This window comes from Nostoc sp. CCY 9925 (assembly GCF_963920935.1).
Lineage (GTDB): Bacteria > Cyanobacteriota > Cyanobacteriia > Cyanobacteriales > Nostocaceae > Nostoc.
On sequence record NZ_CAWUDO010000122.1, the window covers coordinates 1 to 19,129 of the forward strand.

Here is a 19,129-nt window from a genome sequence, read left to right on the forward strand (position 1 = left end):
AAAATTATGAAAAAACGTAGACGCGGAGCGGCTTGCCGCAGGCTACCACAAAGGAGAGGCAGCGCGGTCTTGGGGGTTTCCCCCATGAGCGACTGCCGTCACAAAGAACACAAAGAAATAAGAGTTTCAGAGAGTTTTTGCGTAAGTCCTATAAAAGTGAGTAGGGTAAAAAATAAACCTTAATATTGCTTAAAAATCTTAATTCATCTGCAAATATACAAAGCCAAAATTTATTTTCTTTACTCTGCACTCCCTATTCTTAATTTATTCTCCATCCACCCAATTGCAAAATCAGCGACTAATGCAATTACCGCTGCTGGAACAGCCCCAGCTAAAATTAACTCACCGTTGACTAGTGATATCCCACGAAAAATAAATACTCCCAAGCCACCAGCCCCAATTGCAGCTGCAATGGTAGCAATACCAACAGCAATCACAGTTGCGATTCGTATCCCCGCCAGAATCACTCCCATTGCTAAAGGAATTTCAACTTGTAATAGTAATTGTCTATCTGTCATTCCCATACCTCTGGCAGCTTCTCGAATCGCTGGATCTACGCCAGTGATACCTGTGTAGGTGTTGCGAATTATTGGTAAAAAAGAATATAAAGTTAAAGCCACAATTGCAGGTAATATACCAATTCCCGCAATGGGAATGAGTAAGCCAAATAACGCCAAACTAGGAATAGTTTGGAGAATATTTGCTATACCGAGAATTGGTTGACGAAGATATGTTTTACGTGTGATTAAAATCCCTAATGGGATGCCTGCAACTATCGCAATTCCAATGGCAATGCTTACTAAAAAAAAGTGTTCTACAGTATGCTGAAGAATTTCTGGGGCATACTTTACAAGAAAGAAATCTTTCATAAATATAAGTCAGAATACAGAATACTATTAATAAGGTATCATTGGGAAATTTTTTCGCTCAGAAAGTTTTTAGATTTTGCACCCAATCCCTAATCCCCAATCCCAATTCCCAGTACCTTTTACGCGTTTTTCAAAGAAGGCAAACATGCTAGAAAAGCTAGGCTTTCTGGATGTTGCGACTTCATAAATTCATCTGTTGTTCCTAATACTACCAATTCTCCGCCATACATTAAACCAATTCTGGATGCCAAAATAAAAGCTTCTTGAATATCGTGGGTGACAAAAACAACTGTTTTGCCTAATTCTTGCTGCAAATGCCGAAACTCTTGTTGAATTTCTAGCCGCGTAATCGGATCGAGTGCGCCAAAAGGTTCATCCATCAACAACACTGGTGGATCTGCCGCTAAAGCCCTAGCTACACCTACTCTTTGCCGTTGTCCACCCGAAAGTTCATGCGGATAACGCCCTGCAAATTGTGCAGGTTCTAAACCTACTAATTGCAGTAATTCATAAACCCGCGTTTTAATTTTTTTCGGTTGCCAACCTTCTAAAGAAGGAACTAAACCTACATTACGCTCAACAGTAAAATGAGGAAATAAACCAGTTTCTTGAATTACATAACCAATTTTTCGTCGTAGTTTAATTTCATCCCATTCAGTTGTGGGAATGCCATCAAATAATACTTCGCCTTGTGTAGGTGTAAATAGGCGATTAATTAACTTCATTGTTGTAGTTTTGCCGCTACCACTGCGGCCAAGTAATACTAGTGCTTCTCCTTGCCTGATGTTGAAATTGAGATTTGACACCAAAGGGCGATGATTGCGGCTAAAGGTGACATCGTGGAATTCGACAGCAATTTTGTTATCTGAGAGCATGGATAAATCAATTTTAGATTTTGGATTGTCAAAAGATTGATACAAATACGTTGATAGGGTAGCATAGCTGTGCTACCCTACGGCGAATCTATATTATGTATCTATATTTTACTAAAATCCGCACATCAATTTTGAGTCGCGATCGCCTACCTAAACCAATTCCCTCAAATTACAGTCCAAGATAGCTTGCTTTTGGAAAATGTCCGAGCATTTTTGGCATTTTAGATTGTTAAATGCAAAATCTAAAATCCAAAACTTAATTGTCTTTTATGCACTTTTTCCATTTCGCTCTGATGCTTTTTCTGCAACTTTTCTCAAGCGAGTTGCTCTCATTTTGCTGATGCGATCGCTATGCCGAATCCCACCTGACATTTCGTATTCTGCACTATCTTTGCCATACTTGACAGCAACAATCATTAGGATTTTCTCAGCACGCAGACTCAACTCTTTTTCCATTTGTTCAACTTTAGTTAGAGAAGAATCAACTAGAGACAAAGCACCATTATGAATATCAAGTTGAGTACGTAAATTTTCGATTGACTCAATCAGTTTTTCCAAACTATTATCTTCATCAAATTTGATACTTGGAACAATCGATTTCATCCCAGCAGCTCTTAACTCAATTTTTTCTAAAATGCGTGATGTACGTTTTTTACGAGGCATAAACTTACTCTCTTAAGATGGTTCTAGAGCTAGCTTGCCTTAATTAAGCTAAATTTCGGTTCAGCAGAAATCGCAATTCTTTCTCATAAAATTTTCACGTTATACCAGTATTATTTCGGTATTTAATTATTCATGTAAGAAGGCAACAGGCAAAAGTAATAAATACGAGGGAGGTCACTTCAGACACGAGGGAAGTCACCTCCGATACGAGGGAGGTCACCTCTGATATGAGTAAGGTCACCTCTGATAGGAGGGAGGTCACTTGCGGTACAAGGCAGGTCACCCCTGATAGGAAGGAGGTCACTTGCGGTACGAGGCAGGTTACCTCAGATACGAGTAAGGTCACCTCCAATACGAGGGAAGTCACCTCCGATACGAGGGAGGTCACTTCCGATACAAGGGAGGTCACTTGCGATACGAGGAAAGTCAGTAAGGAATAATTTTAAAACCCCGATTTCAAAAACTGCCAGCTCGTTGCCTATTGCCTGTGATATTCCCTAAGGGATTTCCAGGAAATAAATTATCCAATCTTGTGGAGTGGGCATCTTGGCATACGTGTCAACTTAACGTGAAACCCTTGCTCTGATTAACTTCTATCATTTCTTTCTTTTCTTCCTTTGTGTCCTTAGCAAGAAAGGCAGAGGGCAGGAGGCAGAAGGCAGAAGGGAATTCTGATTTCTGCCCTCTGCCACGACCGAAGGGAGTAAGGGTTGAAGCCCCACTCCAAAATCTCTGATTTGGTGTCCTGCAATCAGTGTAGGTCTGAAGCCTACACTGCATTGCAAACCTTCTGCCCTCTGCCTTCTGCCTTCTGCCTTCTTCACCGTCCTTTGCGGTTCGTTATCACTCCATCTTTGACACAATGCAGAGAAAAAAGTCTGTAGAAGCCAAGTCTAATAAGCATTTCAAAATTTTTCGAGCTACCACCTAGATGTTTTATCCCCCCTAACCCCCCTTAAAAAGCTACGGTGTACACACAAGTCGGAAATAGTAGTCTGTGAACGAATAATTGACGAGTAAATTCTCTGTAGAGACGGCGATTTATCGCGTCTTGTGAACGTGTCAGTCTTTTAGACGCGATAAATCGCGTCTCTACATGAGGGCTTTCTGGCTTATCCCAAGCGTATTGAAATAAAACTGGATCTGACTTGTGTGTACACCGTAGTTTTTCCAAGGGGGGAACTAGAATCTTGTGCCCCCTTTCCAAGGGAGGAACTAGAATCTTGTGCCCCCTTTTTAAGGGGGTTGGGGGATCTAAAACGAGGCAAAATTGCGCGTTTGAGCTTAAGTTGACACGTATGGCGAGACGCCCACCCCACAAGAAGTAGTTGAATATTTTTTTATTTGGAAGTCCCTAAATCCAAATAAAACTCTTGGTAATTTTCCAACAACGAATAAAATGGAACAGCAACATACCCTGCTGTGAGAGATTGATGAAAAACTATACTTTTTTAAATAAAATTACTACAGCTATTATCATAGCCGTTGTTTCCTTTTCCTGTGAACCTGAAGTTACTAGAAATAACGAACAGGCAAAAGCCACTGACAAAGCCAAGTCAGAATCAAATATTATCTATGGCAATTTAGTTATTAAAGAACAATCTGATTATCTAATGATCCCAGTTAATTTTCCAGACCAAGATCGAGAAAAGGAAAATAATTTAAGTCTTTCACGTTCTTATGAAAGAAGTAATAACTTGTATAACATTATCTTTTATAATAAGCAAGATGGTGAAGCTCATCTTTTATTGAATAAAAAAGCCGTTATTAACTCCTTTGAGTTACTGGAGGTGAAAGCGGCAAATAAACCAATTACAAGAGTTTGGTTATATAAAATTCTTGACCAAGATACAAACGCAGATAAAAAAGTTAACGCCGATGATGCGATTGTTGGTTATATTTCTGATTTGTCGGGCAAGAATCTCCAGCAAATTACCCCAAACAATACGCAAATTATTAACTGGGTTGTTGTTCCCAGCCAAAACGCTATTTTTATCAAAATTATTAAAGATTCCAATAATGATAAAAAATTTACTGGAACAGACAACACAAATTTTGTGAGGGTGAATTTAGATCGACCGGCTATTGGAACTGAAATTATTAGCGATCGCCTAGAACAAGAGATTAAATCATATATACTCAAATAATTTCAAACCGAATAGATAATTTTGATTTTCAAATATTTGTTTAGAAACGCAATTTAGGCATCTCTAAACAAATATTTATTACTACGAAATAGAGAAAACCCAATCGCGTAACAATTGATTTACTTTATCCGGTACTTCGTCATGGGGACAATGACCGGCAGCTAGAAAATGTTCTGTCAATTGAGGATAATATTGACGAAACTTTTGAGAACGTTCTCTAGCATTCATCCAAGGATCTGCTTCTCCCCATAACATCAACAAAGGACAAGTTAATTCCTTGAGTAGCGCATCAACTTTTTCTCCTTGAGGCGTGCTAAAAACTGAAACAAATACATCCAATGCCCCAGGATCGTAAGCTGGCCGATAAATTTCTTCTACTAATTGGTCTGTAATTGCACTCTTGTCGAGATAAACTTTTTCTAAGGTTTGGCGAATTACCCAACGTTGTCGCACGTATTGAAATAACACAGATTGAGCTAAGGGCTGTTGGAAAATCCACTTAACCGAGTCACCCAAGAGTTTTTCTAAAGCAGAATGTTGTTTAGGAGGCTGAATTTGGCTTTGTAAAGCTTCAGGTTCAGGTGTTGGCTGACTTTCGCTAAATGGGCCAGCGCTATTGAGTAACACTAAACCAGCTGCACTATCAGGACGTTGTGCTGCAACACACAAGCTAGCATAGCCACCAAGAGAATTACCTGCCAAGACTGCTTTTTGGCCGATCGCTTCACTGATAAAATCATGAAGTTGGTCGCGCCATAAGTCACCACTGTACTGCAATTTGGGTTTTGCCGATCGCCCAAATCCTAAAAGGTCAATGGCAAATACTTCAAAATCTTGACACAATCCCGTGATATTCTTGCGCCAGTGGTCTGTAGAAGCACCAAATCCATGTACCAAAAGCAAAGGCGGACGCTGCCCTTGCTTCTCTCCCGCACGCACATAGTAAACGTTGTGCCCACGCCACTGCCAGTATTTCCCAGGAATTGGAGTTGTAGAGGGGGCTGTACTTGCCTGCATAATTCAAAGAAATGTTAAGTAGCTTTTAATAATTGTAGGCTAGTCAAAGGACTGGGGACTGGGGACTGGGGGATGACCAATAACTAATGACTAATGACTAATGACTAATGACTAATGACTAAAGAAAGATTAATTACAGGCAAAACTAAGCTATTAGGGGTAATTGGACATCCGGTGGAACATTCGCTCTCACCAGTGATGCATAATGCTGCGATCGCTCATTTGGGATTAGATTATGTTTATCTGCCTTTTCCCATAGCACCAGAAAATTTAGAAATTGCGATCGCAGGTTTCACAGCTATTGATATTGTGGGCTTTAGTGTGACGATACCTCACAAACAAGCGATCGTGCCTCTGCTTTCAGAAATTACTTCTGTTGCTCAAACTATTGGAGCAGTAAATACTGTTAGTCGCCAAAATAATAAATGGGTAGGCACAAACACAGATATCGAAGGATTTATCGCTCCTTTGCAGACAACGTATAAGCAAGATTGGAGTCAAAAGGTAGCCGTAATTTTAGGCAATGGTGGCGCGGCTAGAGCAGTTGTCGCAGGTTGTCATCAACTAGGTTTCGCCAAAATTTATGTGTTGGGGCGCAATGTGGAGAAATTACAAGCATTTTGCGATAGTTGGAGTAATTCACCTATAGACGAGAATTTGCAAGTCGGTACATGGGATGAACTAGCAAAGTTGATTCCTCAAGCAGATTTGCTAGTAAATACAACCCCTATTGGGATGTATCCCAAAGTTGATGAGTCGCCATTGAGTGTAGAGGAAATAGCAAATTTACCAACAGGTGCGATCGCTTATGACTTAATATATATTCCAAAACCAACGCAATTTCTAAAGCTTGCAGAAAAACAAGGTGCAATTGCGATCGATGGATTAGAAATGCTCGTCCAACAAGGGGTAGCAGCATTAAAAATTTGGTTACAGCAGGAGACTGTGCCTGTAGAAGTCATGCGCCAAGCATTGATAAAGCATCTGAGTTTGGAGAAATGAGGGAGATGGCGAAATGGGGGATAAGGGGACAAGGAGAAAATTTTCAGTAAGTCTTTGCCTTTGTCCCTCTATCCTCTTGCTTCCCCGTGTCCCCGCGTCCTCTTTCCATGCCCAATGGTTAATTACCAAACCCCAGTCTCCAATACCTCATGCCCAAAATCTTTTTTTCATTGCTTGCATTATTAGTAAGTTTTACTACTCTATTTCTCAGTTCTTGGATTATACTTCCCGCTCCAAATATGTTTTTACTTCCCTTAGCAGTGGGAGCGCCAGAAGTTAGTCCTTGGTTATTTTTATTAAATTTGCTCTGTTTATTGTTTTCTTTTTTCTGCATTCATCACCGTCAACTACAGCCTTTAGCTTGCATTGTTAGTTTAATCGGATTGCTAATTTGTGGATGGGTGTTAGTGAATATTCCACTCACTCAAATGCAGATGGCTCAAGCGATGAAACAAGAGTTGGGCGCAGATTATCTAGAAAAAATTCCAGTTGAGCTAAGCGCCAAAATGCAAACTCATCCCTTTAACCTAGTTAATTTCTTCCGAGGTATTGCATCAGGTAAAACGCGCCATCAAAAAGATATTATTTTTGCTGCTCCTGGGGGAGTGCCTTTAAAAATGGAAGTTTACCAACCGCCTGAGGTGGGAAAATATCCAGCATTGATAGTAATTTATGCAGGAGCTTGGCAACATGGAAATCCTAGCGCTAATGCTGAGTTTAATCAATATATTGCTCAGCAGGGATATACAGTATTTGCGATCGACTACCGACACGCGCCTAAATATCAATTTCCATCTCAGTTGGATGACGTGCGTACAGCCCTGAATTTTATTCGCAAACATGCAGCCGAGTATGAAGCCGATCCAGAACGTATTGTACTTTTAGGACGTTCTGCTGGGGCACACCTGGCAATGCTAGCGGCTTATCAACCGGATGCACCACCCATCCGGGCTGTGGTCAGCTATTACGGGCCTGTTAACTTAACTGAAGGATACAAAACACCGCCAAGTCCCGATCCGATTAATACTCGCGCTGTTTTAAAAGCATTTCTCGGTGGTTCTTTAGAAGAATTGCCTAATCAGTATCGAATTGCTTCACCAATAAACTATTTAACGCATCCTTTACCGCCAACTTTATTAATTTACGGCAGTCGCGACCATTTGGTAGAAGCTCGATTTGGCAGAAAGATGTATGAACGTTTACATGAATCTGGCAACACTGCGGTTTTTCTAGAAATTCCTTGGGCAGAACACGCTTTTGATGCTGTTTTTAATGGTGTAAGCAATCAATTAGCGTTGTATCATACTGAGAGGTTTTTGGCTTGGGCGTTGGGAGGTTGAGAGACGCGATGAATCGCGTCTGTACAAGATTTAAGAATTATTCCCCTTGTCTCCCCACCTCCCCACTACTTCTGAGACCAACGCCAGTTATAGCGATTCCATTCATAAATTCCTTGAATTTCATACTCAGCGCCGTTGAAGAAGCGGACGACGCAATTAATAGAGGAGTTATTGCGTAGGCGTAGCCCGTCGTAGACATCGCTAATTTCATCAACCTGAATCACAATGGATGGAAACCACTCAGGCTTACACGGGCCATCTTCTTGCACCCATTCCCATAATGCATTGCAAACTTCAATGCGATCGCCTACTTTTAACTTTAATGCATCTTCAAAATAACAATACTTATCAAAATGATATGACTCAACACGGTTGAGCCACTGTAAACCGTAGCGTTGGCGAATAAATTGTACTGTTCCAGAGTCATTGTCCAACAGCCAATCATTGAGTAATTGCACTTTCCAAGTCCGGTTACGTTGTTCCTCGCTCTTAACAAACTCTAAAAATGCTTCTAACTCCTCTGGGGTAAGTTCATCTAAGGGATTAGGAATATCTGACGCCCTAGAGTTAGAATTTCCCTGAATTTGCTCAACGAATTGCAATAATATCTGTTTCTGCGCGTCAGTGAGAGGACAACCTATAGCATCACAACTATTAAAGGCTGTTTGCATAGCTGTTTCAATCTCATCTGGTGTCATAAAAGTTAATAGCAATCGGGGGTTTGTTTACTTAATTATTACAAAGGTTAAATTCAAGTCTCCAATCTCCCTGTAGTGAAATTCAGGTAAGCTGAGGTTATAAGTTACATAATTATTGAATTAAATTACGGGGTATTTTATGCAGTTGCGCTCGCTCACGGTCGTTTTGATTTCTTGTTTCATCACTTTTCTATCGTGGGTGCTTACTCCCCCGGCTCTAGCGCTGACACAGATTAGACTATTTGATATTTCTTATCAGGATTGTCCGCCAGAACTGGCACAAGGAGCTGTTATTAGTAGCGGTAGTGCTGCGGCTAATTGCTTTATTGTTATTGGCAAGGCAGAAAATGGTACTAATAAAACAGTTTATGATGCAGATATTTTTGGACGCATCTATGATGCCAACAATGACTCAGTAATGCAAAACCGCACCCGTCTTGGTTCGATTGCTGAGGTACCACCAGGTGTTAGCGATTTTGAATTGAGAATTTCTGTGCCTGCAAATCAACCTACTCCATTGAAGCTGAAGCAGTTCAAAGCAGCTGGATTTAGCGCTGCGGTGCGTAAGTAATAAATTTTAAGTTACATCAGTCTGGGCTAATCAGCCCAGACCTCAAATTCTTTAGCTGAACATCGAGCAAACAGGAAATTATGTATTACACAACGTAAGCCAGACGACCGATAAATCCGCCTAGAAATTGCAGCAGTATAATAGCTAACATTGGCGAAAAATCTATGCCGCCTAGCGGAGGAATGAATGAGCGAAACACATTCAGATAAGGGTCAGTTATCTGACTCAAAGCGGCAAATGGTTGGTCATACCAGTTAATCGTTGGGAACCAGGTTAAAAGAACCCGAATTAGCAACAAAAAAGTATAAATCTGCGTAAAAGTAGCAAGAGTGGTAATCAGTAATTCCATAGATAATGTGGTTTCCTACTAAGTTTCAAACGAGGTCTTATCTATTGATTTTAATTTAGTCCATACCATCGTGTCTGTGGATTTAGCACATACCACACTTTCACCATGCTGGAACAAATTTTAAGAATCTTTAGTCAAGGAGCGATCGCCAATTGTTTGTGGTGAACCGCCGTTCACATTCCCCAGCTGCTTTCGCACTTCATCAATTGTGGCATTTAGCTGGGCAATTTTATCTTCTAGCGATCGCCGAGCTGTTTCTATGCTGACACTTTCAGTTTCTGAGGCTTTCATCTGACGCCGTTTTGCTGCAATTCTCTTAGCTTCGGCTTGGCTATCTGTCTGTTCTGTCTCTTCCTCTGCTAGCAATTGAGAATCGCGTCGAGAAGCAATCAGCGCCCCTACGACACCACCAAATACGCTACCGACAAATGCCCCTGCTAAAAAACCACTGGCAAAACCATCTCGCTGACTCATATGTTTACCGCCTTGAACAACCTTGCAACTCTTACAGTAGTTATGCCATGAATCTATCCTAGCTGCATACTAACTTAAGTCCCAAAGATGCGATCGCCTGCATCTCCCAATCCCGGTACAATATACCCCTTGCTGTTAAGCTTTTCATCAATAGTAGCGGTGTAAATTATTAAACCTGGATAACTAGCGCTCAGTTTTTGCAAAGCTGGTGGAGCCGCCACCACACAAACGATTCGCGTGAGAGTTGGATCGACACCCCGCTGTGTCAATTCTGCCATTGCCGTCATAATTGACCCTCCAGTTGCCAACATCGGATCGGTAATTAAAACTCGTGTTTGGGGGTCAAATTTTTCTGGTAACTTGTTCAGGTAACAATGAGGTTCTAGTGTTTCTTCGTCTCGTGCTAATCCCAGATGATAAATTGATGCCAAGGGAAGTAAAGTCTGCGCTCCCTCCAGTAATCCCAGCCCAGCGCGGAGAATTGGTACTACTGCCACTGGTATCTGTGTATCGATCACAGTTGCAGGACAAGTCTCTAAAGGACTCTGCACTGCTGTTTCTTGGGTAGGTAACCAGTCGCGTGCAGCTTCATAAGTCAGCCATCTTCCCAACTCAGTCATGGCACTACGGAATAACACCGAAGGCGTACCTGCATCACGGGCGACTGCCAGCCAATGTTGTATCAGGGGATGAGGTGGTACATAAACCCGCAATTGTAGCGTCATAGCCAGATGTCAGTGCCTTTCTATTGTACAAGAACTGAAAAACCATAATACTCTTTCCTGCATCCGACTGACCAGAACAAGACAAGGACAGATGTTAAATTCAAAATTCAAAATTCACGCATTAAAGACAATTTCTTCAAGGGGACTCTTCGCCCGACTGAAACTAGGGCTACCTGTAGAGGTAGGGGTCTTAAACCCTTTTATTTACGATAAACCTACACCTGCCAGACTGCCTACTCCCCCTCTGATTCGTTTGCCTTGGGTGTTGCGATCGCTTATGCTAAATGTCAGTCTAATTAGCATTATCTTCTGTGGACAAAAACCGCGAACCGTTTATTAGTCTGGCACTTTACCACGCCTTTAAATGGTCAGTCGTCAGCCCCATGCTTCACGCCTACTTTCGGGGTAAGATTTATGGTGCGGAAAATGTCCCTGAATCTGGACCATTAGTGGTGGTAAGTAATCATGCCAGTTACTTTGACCCGCCAATTGTCTCTAATTGTGTACGCCGTCCAGTAGCGTACATGGCTAAGGAAGAATTATTTAAAATCCCAGTTTTGGCGCAAGCAATTAAACTATACGGCGCCTACCCAGTGAGTCGGGGAAATGCTGATCGCAATGCTATCCGTGCAGCCTTAGAATACCTGAATAACGGTTGGGCTGTTGGTGTTTTCTTGCAAGGTACCCGCACACCGGATGGTCGAATTACAGACCCCAAAAGAGGCGCATTACTGTTAGCGGCGAAAGCCAAAGCCCCAATATTGCCAGTAAGTGTTTGGGGTACTGAGGGAATTTTAGAAAAAGGCTCGAAAATACCCCGGGCAGTTCCCGTGACGGTGAGAATTGGTCACTTAATTGATGCTCCCACTTCCAGTAATAAAGAAGAATTAGAGGCTTTGGCACAAAAGTGTACTGCTGTAATTAATCAAATGCATGATTTAGGAAGATGAGTTAGAGAAGTCCAAATATATACTTTAGGGGGGTGGCGATCGCTACTATATTTCTCTAATCTTAAATTCAATGGTATCAGTAGTCTTGTTTGAAATTTCAGTAACAGTTTTTTCTAAAGACTTTATAATCTAAAATCCAAAATTAATATGAGCGGCTTTGAAGCCAAAAATTTGTGGCAACGATTAAATAATCTGGCATTAGTCCGCTTTTTACTCTTGGTTGCTTCTGGATGGGCGATTGTACAACTTTTAGCTTACTTTGAAGCAGTCATAGTTATTTTCACATTCGCCGCTATTTTGGCTTTTTTGCTCAGCTATCCTGTAGAATGGCTGCGGCGTTTTTTGCCACACAATGCAGCAGTCGGTGTGATTTTTTTGCTCAGTATTGTAATTATCGGCGGTTTGATAATTACTGTGGGTTTAACAATTTTATCCCAAGGACAACAATTAATTGATAGTATAACTGGATTTTTAAATTCTTTATTACCCCTATTAGACAACTTAGAAGACTTTTTACGCAGCCGCAATCTTAATATAGATTTAAGCTTTGTTCAAGAACAATTACGGAACCAAGCTATATCAAGTATTGTTACTAGTTTAGCTATATTGCAAGGTTTTTTGACGAATTTTGTGACTTTTATTTTGATTGCAGTTGTAGCTTTTTTCATGTTGTTAGACGGGGAAAAGCTATGGAACTTTATATTAAAAATAGTACCAAAACAACGCCGTGACAGATTTACCAAGGTCATCAGACGTGCCTTTCTCGGATTTTTTAGAGGTCAGTTTTTATTAAGCTTATTTCTGACAAGTTCAACATTCTTAGTTTTCTTAATATTACAAGTACCTTTTGCGTTATTATTATCAGTAATCATCGGTATTGTTGATATCATTCCTGGCATAGGCGCAACATTAGGAATCAGCATCATAACTTTAGTAGTATTATCTCAAGGCTTTTGGTTAGCACTGAAAGTATTGATAACTTGTATTGTTCTTCAGCAGATACAAGACAACTTGATTGCACCGAGAATTATGCAAGGTGCGTTAAATCTGAATCCTGTAGTAATATTTTTTGCCTTGTTAGTAGGTGCTAGAGTAGCAGGATTATTGGGTGTTTTTATCTCTATTCCCATTGCTGGAGTAATTGTGTCTTTGTTTGAGATAGAAGAAATGAAATCTGAAGTTTAGTTAGGAGTAGAGACGCGATGAATCGCGTCTGTACAAGAGTTGAGAGTGAGGAAGTAATAAGTAATGTAAAATAGTCTGTGGGAGAATAAAAATTGTGGAATTATGTCGGATTTAAGAGCAGAATTAACAGAAAACGTGGATCAAGCAGAGTGGCAGTGGCTAATTCCTCATGTGCAGCGAGATGCAGTAATTTTGGTAGCACTTGAGTTAAACTTAGTGGATGTTGGGGTAGCGATCGCAAATGATAATACTCCATCAGTCCAACAATGGATTGATGAACAATTGATCGCCAAACCTAGCACAGCACAGGTGGGAGAATGGAATACTGATGTCACGAAGCGATTTAATACTCTCATCATTCAGCCTTACGTTTTAGTCCAAGAAATCATCGCAGCCTAACAAAGATTTTTCAGACCTCAAAATGAGATTTAAAAGTATTTCGCCACCATCTGACTGACGTTTGCAACTTCTCCGACAACCATCCATCAAATTGCGGATAAACTGGTAAACGCTCAATCAACTCCCACCCCCCAGGGTGTAAAATTTCTCTCAATAGCTGCTCTTGAAGATGAGGATAATCAGGATTAACTTCATCTTTTGGGCTAATTCCGCCTAAATCTCGTGCACCAGCTTCGATACAAGCAAGTAACCATTGGTCATCCTTAACTAAATTCGGCGGAATTTGAATCGTAATATCAGCTGGTAAAATTTCACGTGCTTTAGCAATTACTTCTGGTAATTGATGGGGGTTAAAGGGAGGTGCATTAAAACTCTGCTGAAATCCTGGACTATGAGGTTGTAAAATTACTTCTTGGATGTGATGGTAACGCTGATGAAATTGAGCTATGGCTGCTAATGTTTCCCACCAATCATTAGTACTTTCCCCAATTCCTAAAAGTAATCCTGTTGTAAAAGGAATCTGTAACTCTCCTGCCCATTTTAATTGTTGCAGTCTTACTTCTGGTAATTTACTCGGTGCGTGTCGATGTACACTATTTAACAATGTTGGGGTTAATTGCTCTAACATCAACCCCATCGAAACATTTACACCCTTGAGCATTTGCATCTCTGCAAAACTCAATGGTCCTGCATTGCTATGCGGTAGAAACCCCATTGAAAGTGCTAACTCGCATAAATCATAAATCCGTCCAAACCACGCCTGACGCTTTGACGAATGCGGATGCACTTCACCACTCAAAATCAGAATTTCGCAAACTTTTTCACTTTGAAGTGGTTTTAAAATACTTGCTGCATCCGAAATATTCATCCAAGGACTTTTACCTGGTTCAGTGCGAAAGTTGCAGTAGCTACAGCGATTAAAACACTCGTAAGTAGGAACAATTGTATAAGCAGGACTGTAGGTAACAAGACGAGAATTATTAATTGCCATTAAAGGTAATTTTATCAACTGAAAATCAAATTATTATAGGGTGCATTTCGGCTTTAGCCTAACGCACCACTAGATAATAATAAGCAAAAGTACAGCCTGTATTCTCTATCCCTTGATTATTTATTTTTTTTGTAAATCTCTGGGAGTCGCCACCAAGGAAGATGGGGATGTTCATGATGTTCTTTGTGGTAGCCAAAATGATAACAGGTAATAAATGACAACCAAACCGGATAATCAATAGTTTGGGCACAATGCGGTTGAACATAACCCCTTATTGGCTCGCTGTGGGGGATAAAAGTACCAAAATAAAATAATTGTAGTGAGCTTAAAAGTGAGGGGAATACCCAAAACAAAATTAAATTTTCATGCGGAATCTGGAGTATATGATTGAGAAATTGATAGCTCAAAGTTATAGCAAATATTTGTCCCCAGCTCCAGTAATTTATCATAAAATGAAAATACCAAGCAAAGAAATTTTTGTGTTTTCCATCGTGGAAATCTGGGTCTATGTTACTCGCTGGATTACGGTGATGTAACCAATGTTTTGTCAATAATTTTTTATATGGTAAAAGTCCATATAAAAATAGGCTAAACCTGCCAATCAAATGATTAATCTTAGAGTTTTGGGGAAATATTACGCCATGCATGGCATCATGAGATGTAATAAATAACCCCGTATATAAAAATGTTTGCCAAGGTATCAAAATGCATAACATCCAAAATTTTAATTGGGAGATATCAACTAAAAGTAATAAAACTAAACTTATAGCCCATACACTAATAAGGAAAATAGCAATGAAAAGCCCCCTAAATGTAGATTCTTTTTTTAGGGATGGGGTTAGTTTTGTTTGATAATTGAGTGGTTCTTCTAATTGGATCACGCTTTTACTCCGCCTAGCATTCAAGTAAAAATTCCGAAAGTCTAGTCATGACAAAAAGCACTAACCACCCGCTAGAAATTTCTATTAGTGGTCAGTGTTTTGCACTGGACAGTCCTAACACTCTAAAAATATTGAGAAATATTAAGATACATGAAATATTATTACACAGATAACTCCATACCAAAAACTGTTTTTGCTTGGAAGGCTACGTAAAAGAAGTAATTTTACGTATTTTTAATCATTAATATTCTTCATTTGATACTTTTTGACTAGTCTCAGGCTGCAACAAAAACAGTCAATAGTTAAGAAGGAGTATAGGAAATTGACGCGGTACACCTCTGACTACGCTGTAGCCGTTAAGATCCTAAAATAGGTAAGCTAGAAAACCGATGGTAGCCAAGTGACTATTCCAAAGTTCAGACTCAGGAGTTAACCTAAGCTCACCTGGGTTGTGGTCTTGCCATTGTATGCAGTTTTAGTTTTGTAAGTAGGGTAAAGTGTCATTGTTAATTTTTCTTAAGCAAATAATTACATTCTTTATAATACTTACCCATGTATTTACTGCTATCTGTCTCTAGTTTCAAAATATAAGCAAGCCTAAAGGATGAGATTCTAAGCAAATTCAGGAAATATTTATCTAACAAAAGTTAAATAATTAGTTTTTATTAATCGTAAAATAATTTTATATAGCGATCGCTTTGATTTTTGAGCTTATTTACGTGGTTGGGGAGTAGGAAAAAGAAATTTTCATGGTTCCTTGTGAGTGAAACTCATGGAGTCTGTTGCAAAAATAGTTTTGCAACACAGAGAAAGGGTTTTTCTTACCCCTGACCCTTTTCCCTACTTCTGCAAGAAGTCTATTGTGCTACTGTGACTCACATTCTCGTTTGGTTATGTAGTGGCGATAGCGAAACATCGCTTCTAGTTGTGCTTGCACTAACCAACCACTGACAAATTCAACTGTTCCCCCACCAGGCATTGAAAAGGAAATAGCATCAGTCAGCCTGGTTTTACCAGTATCTTCTGGTTCAAATTCATGTCGATGTACCCAAGACTCAAAAGGACCAGATATCTGTTCGTCGGTGAACAGGCGATATTTTTCGTGTTCAGTATGACGTGCTAGCCAAGTTAAGGGTAATGGGCCGAGAAACAGGCGAAATTCTGTGATAGCACCCACATCAAGTCCTCCATCACGGCGGACTACTTGTACTGGCTGCCAAGGTGGAGTTAGCAGTTGTAAAATGTCTGGCCTTTCGTGAAATTTCCAAACTACTTCTGGTGGCGCATTGATGACTGAGGAATGTTTAAAGTGCAGCATCGAAAGAAAAACCTAAAATTCAACTTTCAGATTCGGTATCAATCTCGATATCTAAGGTGTCTTCGTCAACCCGGACATACAAAATATTTGGGTTACAGCAAACTTGACAATCTTCTACATACGATTGTTGTCCCCCAGCACTCAAATCAATAAAAGTTAAGTTTGGTTCGCCGCAATAAGCGCAGTAATACTCAGCTGTGGTTTGCATCAAGTTTTAAGGTACGAATTTTTGGGCATGGGATATGGGGTATTGGGTATGGGGGAGCCACTGCGGTCTTGGGGTTTCCCCAAGTGGAGCAAGTGGCGTCATGGGGCATTGGGCATTGGTTATCCCCGCGTCCCTGCGTCTCCCCATCTTTCTCATCTGTCCCATTGCCCACTCCCTTTTGAGATCAGTTGAAATAACTTTTAGCATCAGCCAAATGCTTTAGTAGTGTAGACTGTGGCAGAGGCCCTTGCAAGTGGCTCCAGGGTAATATTTGCTCTGTTGACCAATCAGCGTGGACGTAAAAATCTAAGTCGGGGATTTGTCCTTTGAGTTGTTTGAAAGCACGTTTGTAGCTACCCAAGGAATCGCCAAAGTCACGAGTTAGTTGTAGAAGTTGGGAGAGTCTGCGATCGCCCCTTGATAACAAAGCCTGTATAATCGACCAATTATAACTTTCTGGGCGAAATTCTATCCCCTTTGGTTTTAGCTGTTTTTGTAAAAACTGCAAGCGTTTTTCTGCTTGGCGATTGACTCCCAACCATTGAAATGGTGTATGTGCTTTGGGTACAAATGTGCTACATCCAAATGTTAACCGCAATCCCGGTGCGGCTTTTTTGATACTATGCATCATAGCCACAGTTTGTTCTAAATCTTCTGCTTCTTCGCCAGGAATTCCTGCCATTCCGTAGAGTTTTAAACCTGTGAGTCCACCAGTTTTGGCATTGATGGCTGCTTGGATAATTTCATCGTTATGTAGCTTTTTGTTGACTATTTGCCGAATTTTTTCGGAACCACTTTCTACAGCAATGGTAAGCGATCGCGTGTCTCGTTGCGCCAAAGTTTTTGCTAACTGGACTGTTACTGTATTGGTACGTACTGAAGCAATACTCAGACGCACCTCATCATACTTTGGCTGACTAATATAATCTAGTAAAGCTTCAAACTCTGGATGTTGAGTAACTGAAGCCCCCAATAATCCCAGGCGATTTGTAACTTGTAAACCTCTTTCAATTGCTGGAATTAATGAACCTTCCAAACTTGCAGTTCTAAAAGGTAATGTGAGATAACTTGCCAAACAAAAACGGCACATTTCTGGACAGCTTCTCACCACTTCCACCATATAAATATTTTCCCAAGCAGCTTTTTGGGTAACTACAGTCGAGGCTGAGAGAGTATTTCCTCGGTAAGTTTGTTTTTGCACCACTGCGGGAATTTCTGCGGAAATTGGTTGAATAGACTTTATTGCACCATCTTTTGTGTGATATTCAACCTGATATAAACTGGGAACATAAATACCTGGGACTTGTGCCAATCTTTGAAGTTGAGTTTGTCTAGAAGCATTTCTAACTTCTTTGTAAGCTTCAATCAAATTACCCAGTAAATTTTCGCCATCCCCCAATAGAATGACATCAAAAAAATCTGCAAACGGTTCTGGGTTAGCAGTGAGAACTGGACCGCCGCCAAATATTATTGGATGAGAATCATCACGAGAAGTTGCCCAAGTAGGAATTTCTAAAGATTCCAGCAAATTGAGAATATTCACATAATCTAATTCCCAGGAAATAGAAAATCCGACAATTTCCGGGTTTCTGGGGAGTTGTTCCTGAGTATCAGTAAATAGGCGACTTACTTGCACATCATCACGCATTGCCAAAGTCGCCCAAACTACCTGATAGCCAAGGCTAGTGATACCAACGCTGTATTCGTTAGGAAAGGCGAAGATTAGGGGTATAGCGTTAGTGTCTGGAGTAGTGGGTGTAAATAAAAGGCGTTCTAAGTCGAATACAGATGATGTCACGGGCTTTTTTATAACTGCTTGAATAAATCTAGTCTCTTAAAAATCGCGCCTACACGGGCAAAGCCAACTCTAGCAGGCGGATGATAATTTACTTTACCTATATTTAATTTTAAGCCATAGAATTATCAAATTAAAAAACAATGTGACGCTGTTGGCGAGAATAATTGGTAACGCTTGGAGATAAATTCCATATATTAACCACAAAAAAACACCGCTGTTAAATGTAACCAACATCACAAAAGAAACATCCTTTGCTGATTTGGTTTGCCAAGTTTTAAACATCTGTGGTAAAAAGGCGATCGTAGTTAATGTAGCCGCCGCTAATCCTAGAACTGTTAAAAAGTCCATTTATGCAAACCTATAAAATTAAGTCTTGAGTTGTTGAAAAAATTAACAACCGATTTTTATCATACTGTATTGATGTGTTAGCTTTAAATTCTATCGCGAACTAAAAATTAGATAAAACAAAAAGGGGAAAATAGTTTAAATTTTCCCCAATCATCAAATAATATGTGATCGACTCAATTAACTTTGCAACAAACATTAATCAACTAAGATTTTTTTTGATTCGTGTTTAACCATTCATCAGTAAACCAAAAAGTTTTGCCAAAAGTGCGAACCACTATGGATACAGCAGATATCACCAACAAATGAGTACAGAGAAGCAAG

22 protein-coding genes are annotated in these 19,129 nt (G+C 40.2%); 8 read left to right on the forward strand and 14 right to left on the reverse strand.

Annotated features, from left to right (window positions below):
- Window positions 1-239: 239 nt before the first annotated feature.
- The 3 genes from ACM0OY_RS34590 to ACM0OY_RS34600 form a co-directional block, all read right to left on the reverse strand.
- Entirely contained in the window at window positions 240-869 is a 630-nt protein-coding gene (locus ACM0OY_RS34590) for an ABC transporter permease (protein WP_414573284.1), read from the reverse strand.
- 119 nt (window positions 870-988) lie between these two features.
- Complete coding sequence (locus ACM0OY_RS34595; protein WP_414573285.1) at window positions 989-1,744, reverse strand: ATP-binding cassette domain-containing protein; 756 nt, start codon at window positions 1,742-1,744, stop codon at window positions 989-991.
- 267 nt (window positions 1,745-2,011) lie between these two features.
- Entirely contained in the window at window positions 2,012-2,407 is a 396-nt protein-coding gene (locus tag ACM0OY_RS34600) for a hypothetical protein (RefSeq protein ID WP_414573286.1), read from the reverse strand.
- Window positions 2,408-3,840: 1,433 nt separating this feature from the next.
- Here ACM0OY_RS34600 and ACM0OY_RS34605 point away from each other — a divergent pair.
- Window positions 3,841-4,554, forward strand: a complete 714-nt coding sequence (locus ACM0OY_RS34605; protein ID WP_414573287.1) for a hypothetical protein — start codon at window positions 3,841-3,843, stop codon at window positions 4,552-4,554.
- Window positions 4,555-4,635: 81 nt separating this feature from the next.
- Here the strand turns inward: ACM0OY_RS34605 and ACM0OY_RS34610 are convergent, their stop codons facing one another.
- Complete coding sequence (locus ACM0OY_RS34610; protein WP_414573288.1) at window positions 4,636-5,571, reverse strand: alpha/beta fold hydrolase; 936 nt, start codon at window positions 5,569-5,571, stop codon at window positions 4,636-4,638.
- 114 nt (window positions 5,572-5,685) lie between these two features.
- Here ACM0OY_RS34610 and ACM0OY_RS34615 point away from each other — a divergent pair, with 114 nt between their 5' ends.
- Window positions 5,686-6,573: a shikimate dehydrogenase gene (locus ACM0OY_RS34615; protein ID WP_414573289.1), complete on the forward strand. Its 888-nt coding sequence runs from the start codon at window positions 5,686-5,688 to the stop codon at window positions 6,571-6,573.
- A 149-nt stretch (window positions 6,574-6,722) separates the two neighbouring features.
- Entirely contained in the window at window positions 6,723-7,913 is a 1,191-nt protein-coding gene (locus ACM0OY_RS34620; protein WP_414573290.1) for an alpha/beta hydrolase, read from the forward strand.
- 65 nt (window positions 7,914-7,978) lie between these two features.
- Here ACM0OY_RS34620 and ACM0OY_RS34625 read toward each other — a convergent pair whose 3' ends face one another.
- A complete protein-coding gene (locus ACM0OY_RS34625; RefSeq protein ID WP_414573291.1) occupies window positions 7,979-8,611 on the reverse strand; it encodes a hypothetical protein in 633 nt (210 codons plus the stop codon).
- Between the two features lie 139 nt (window positions 8,612-8,750).
- Between ACM0OY_RS34625 and ACM0OY_RS34630 the strand changes: the two genes are divergently transcribed.
- Window positions 8,751-9,182 (forward strand): biotin carboxylase, encoded by a 432-nt coding sequence (locus tag ACM0OY_RS34630; RefSeq protein ID WP_414573292.1) that lies wholly within the window; start codon window positions 8,751-8,753, stop codon window positions 9,180-9,182.
- 85 nt (window positions 9,183-9,267) lie between these two features.
- Here ACM0OY_RS34630 and ACM0OY_RS34635 read toward each other — a convergent pair whose 3' ends face one another.
- The 3 genes from ACM0OY_RS34635 to upp form a co-directional block, all read right to left on the reverse strand.
- On the reverse strand, window positions 9,268-9,531 hold the full coding sequence (locus tag ACM0OY_RS34635; protein WP_414573293.1) for a YggT family protein: 264 nt from the start codon (window positions 9,529-9,531) through the stop codon (window positions 9,268-9,270).
- Window positions 9,532-9,651: 120 nt separating this feature from the next.
- Window positions 9,652-10,005: a DUF6779 domain-containing protein gene (locus tag ACM0OY_RS34640; RefSeq protein WP_414573294.1), complete on the reverse strand. Its 354-nt coding sequence runs from the start codon at window positions 10,003-10,005 to the stop codon at window positions 9,652-9,654.
- Between the two features lie 74 nt (window positions 10,006-10,079).
- Window positions 10,080-10,730: a uracil phosphoribosyltransferase gene (gene upp, locus ACM0OY_RS34645; RefSeq protein ID WP_414573295.1), complete on the reverse strand. Its 651-nt coding sequence runs from the start codon at window positions 10,728-10,730 to the stop codon at window positions 10,080-10,082.
- A 91-nt stretch (window positions 10,731-10,821) separates the two neighbouring features.
- On the opposite strand from upp, the gene ACM0OY_RS34650 reads away from it, so the two are divergent.
- The 4 genes from ACM0OY_RS34650 to ACM0OY_RS34665 all read left to right on the forward strand — a co-directional run bounded on the left by ACM0OY_RS34650 (window position 10,822) and on the right by ACM0OY_RS34665 (window position 13,264).
- Window positions 10,822-11,070: a hypothetical protein gene (locus ACM0OY_RS34650; RefSeq protein WP_414573296.1), complete on the forward strand. Its 249-nt coding sequence runs from the start codon at window positions 10,822-10,824 to the stop codon at window positions 11,068-11,070.
- Window positions 11,042-11,680, forward strand: a complete 639-nt coding sequence (locus ACM0OY_RS34655; protein WP_414573297.1) for a lysophospholipid acyltransferase family protein — start codon at window positions 11,042-11,044, stop codon at window positions 11,678-11,680. The genes ACM0OY_RS34650 and ACM0OY_RS34655 overlap by 29 nt, the downstream gene beginning before the upstream one ends.
- Window positions 11,681-11,827: 147 nt before the next feature.
- Entirely contained in the window at window positions 11,828-12,865 is a 1,038-nt protein-coding gene (locus ACM0OY_RS34660; protein WP_414573298.1) for an AI-2E family transporter, read from the forward strand.
- A gap of 102 nt (window positions 12,866-12,967) precedes the next feature.
- Window positions 12,968-13,264 carry a DUF2288 domain-containing protein gene (locus ACM0OY_RS34665; protein ID WP_414573299.1) on the forward strand — a complete coding sequence of 99 codons (297 nt, stop codon included), beginning with the start codon at window positions 12,968-12,970 and terminating at the stop codon, window positions 13,262-13,264.
- A gap of 10 nt (window positions 13,265-13,274) precedes the next feature.
- On the opposite strand, the gene cofG is transcribed toward ACM0OY_RS34665, so the two are convergent.
- The 6 genes from cofG to ACM0OY_RS34695 all read right to left on the reverse strand — a co-directional run bounded on the left by cofG (window position 13,275) and on the right by ACM0OY_RS34695 (window position 18,808).
- Window positions 13,275-14,255, reverse strand: coding sequence for a 7,8-didemethyl-8-hydroxy-5-deazariboflavin synthase subunit CofG (cofG, locus tag ACM0OY_RS34670; protein WP_414573300.1), 981 nt, complete (start codon window positions 14,253-14,255; stop codon window positions 13,275-13,277).
- Between the two features lie 116 nt (window positions 14,256-14,371).
- A complete protein-coding gene (gene crtW / locus ACM0OY_RS34675; protein WP_414573301.1) occupies window positions 14,372-15,136 on the reverse strand; it encodes a beta-carotene ketolase CrtW in 765 nt (254 codons plus the stop codon).
- A gap of 865 nt (window positions 15,137-16,001) precedes the next feature.
- The gene (locus ACM0OY_RS34680; protein WP_414573302.1) at window positions 16,002-16,454 is read right to left on the reverse strand and encodes an SRPBCC family protein; all 453 of its coding nucleotides are present in this window, start codon (window positions 16,452-16,454) and stop codon (window positions 16,002-16,004) included.
- Window positions 16,455-16,473: 19 nt separating this feature from the next.
- A complete protein-coding gene (locus ACM0OY_RS34685; RefSeq protein WP_096535781.1) occupies window positions 16,474-16,662 on the reverse strand; it encodes a CPXCG motif-containing cysteine-rich protein in 189 nt (62 codons plus the stop codon).
- Window positions 16,663-16,846: 184 nt separating this feature from the next.
- Window positions 16,847-18,460 (reverse strand): B12-binding domain-containing radical SAM protein, encoded by a 1,614-nt coding sequence (locus ACM0OY_RS34690; protein WP_414573303.1) that lies wholly within the window; start codon window positions 18,458-18,460, stop codon window positions 16,847-16,849.
- A gap of 93 nt (window positions 18,461-18,553) precedes the next feature.
- Window positions 18,554-18,808 (reverse strand): SemiSWEET transporter, encoded by a 255-nt coding sequence (locus ACM0OY_RS34695; protein ID WP_096535777.1) that lies wholly within the window; start codon window positions 18,806-18,808, stop codon window positions 18,554-18,556.
- Window positions 18,809-19,129: the final 321 nt, after the last annotated feature.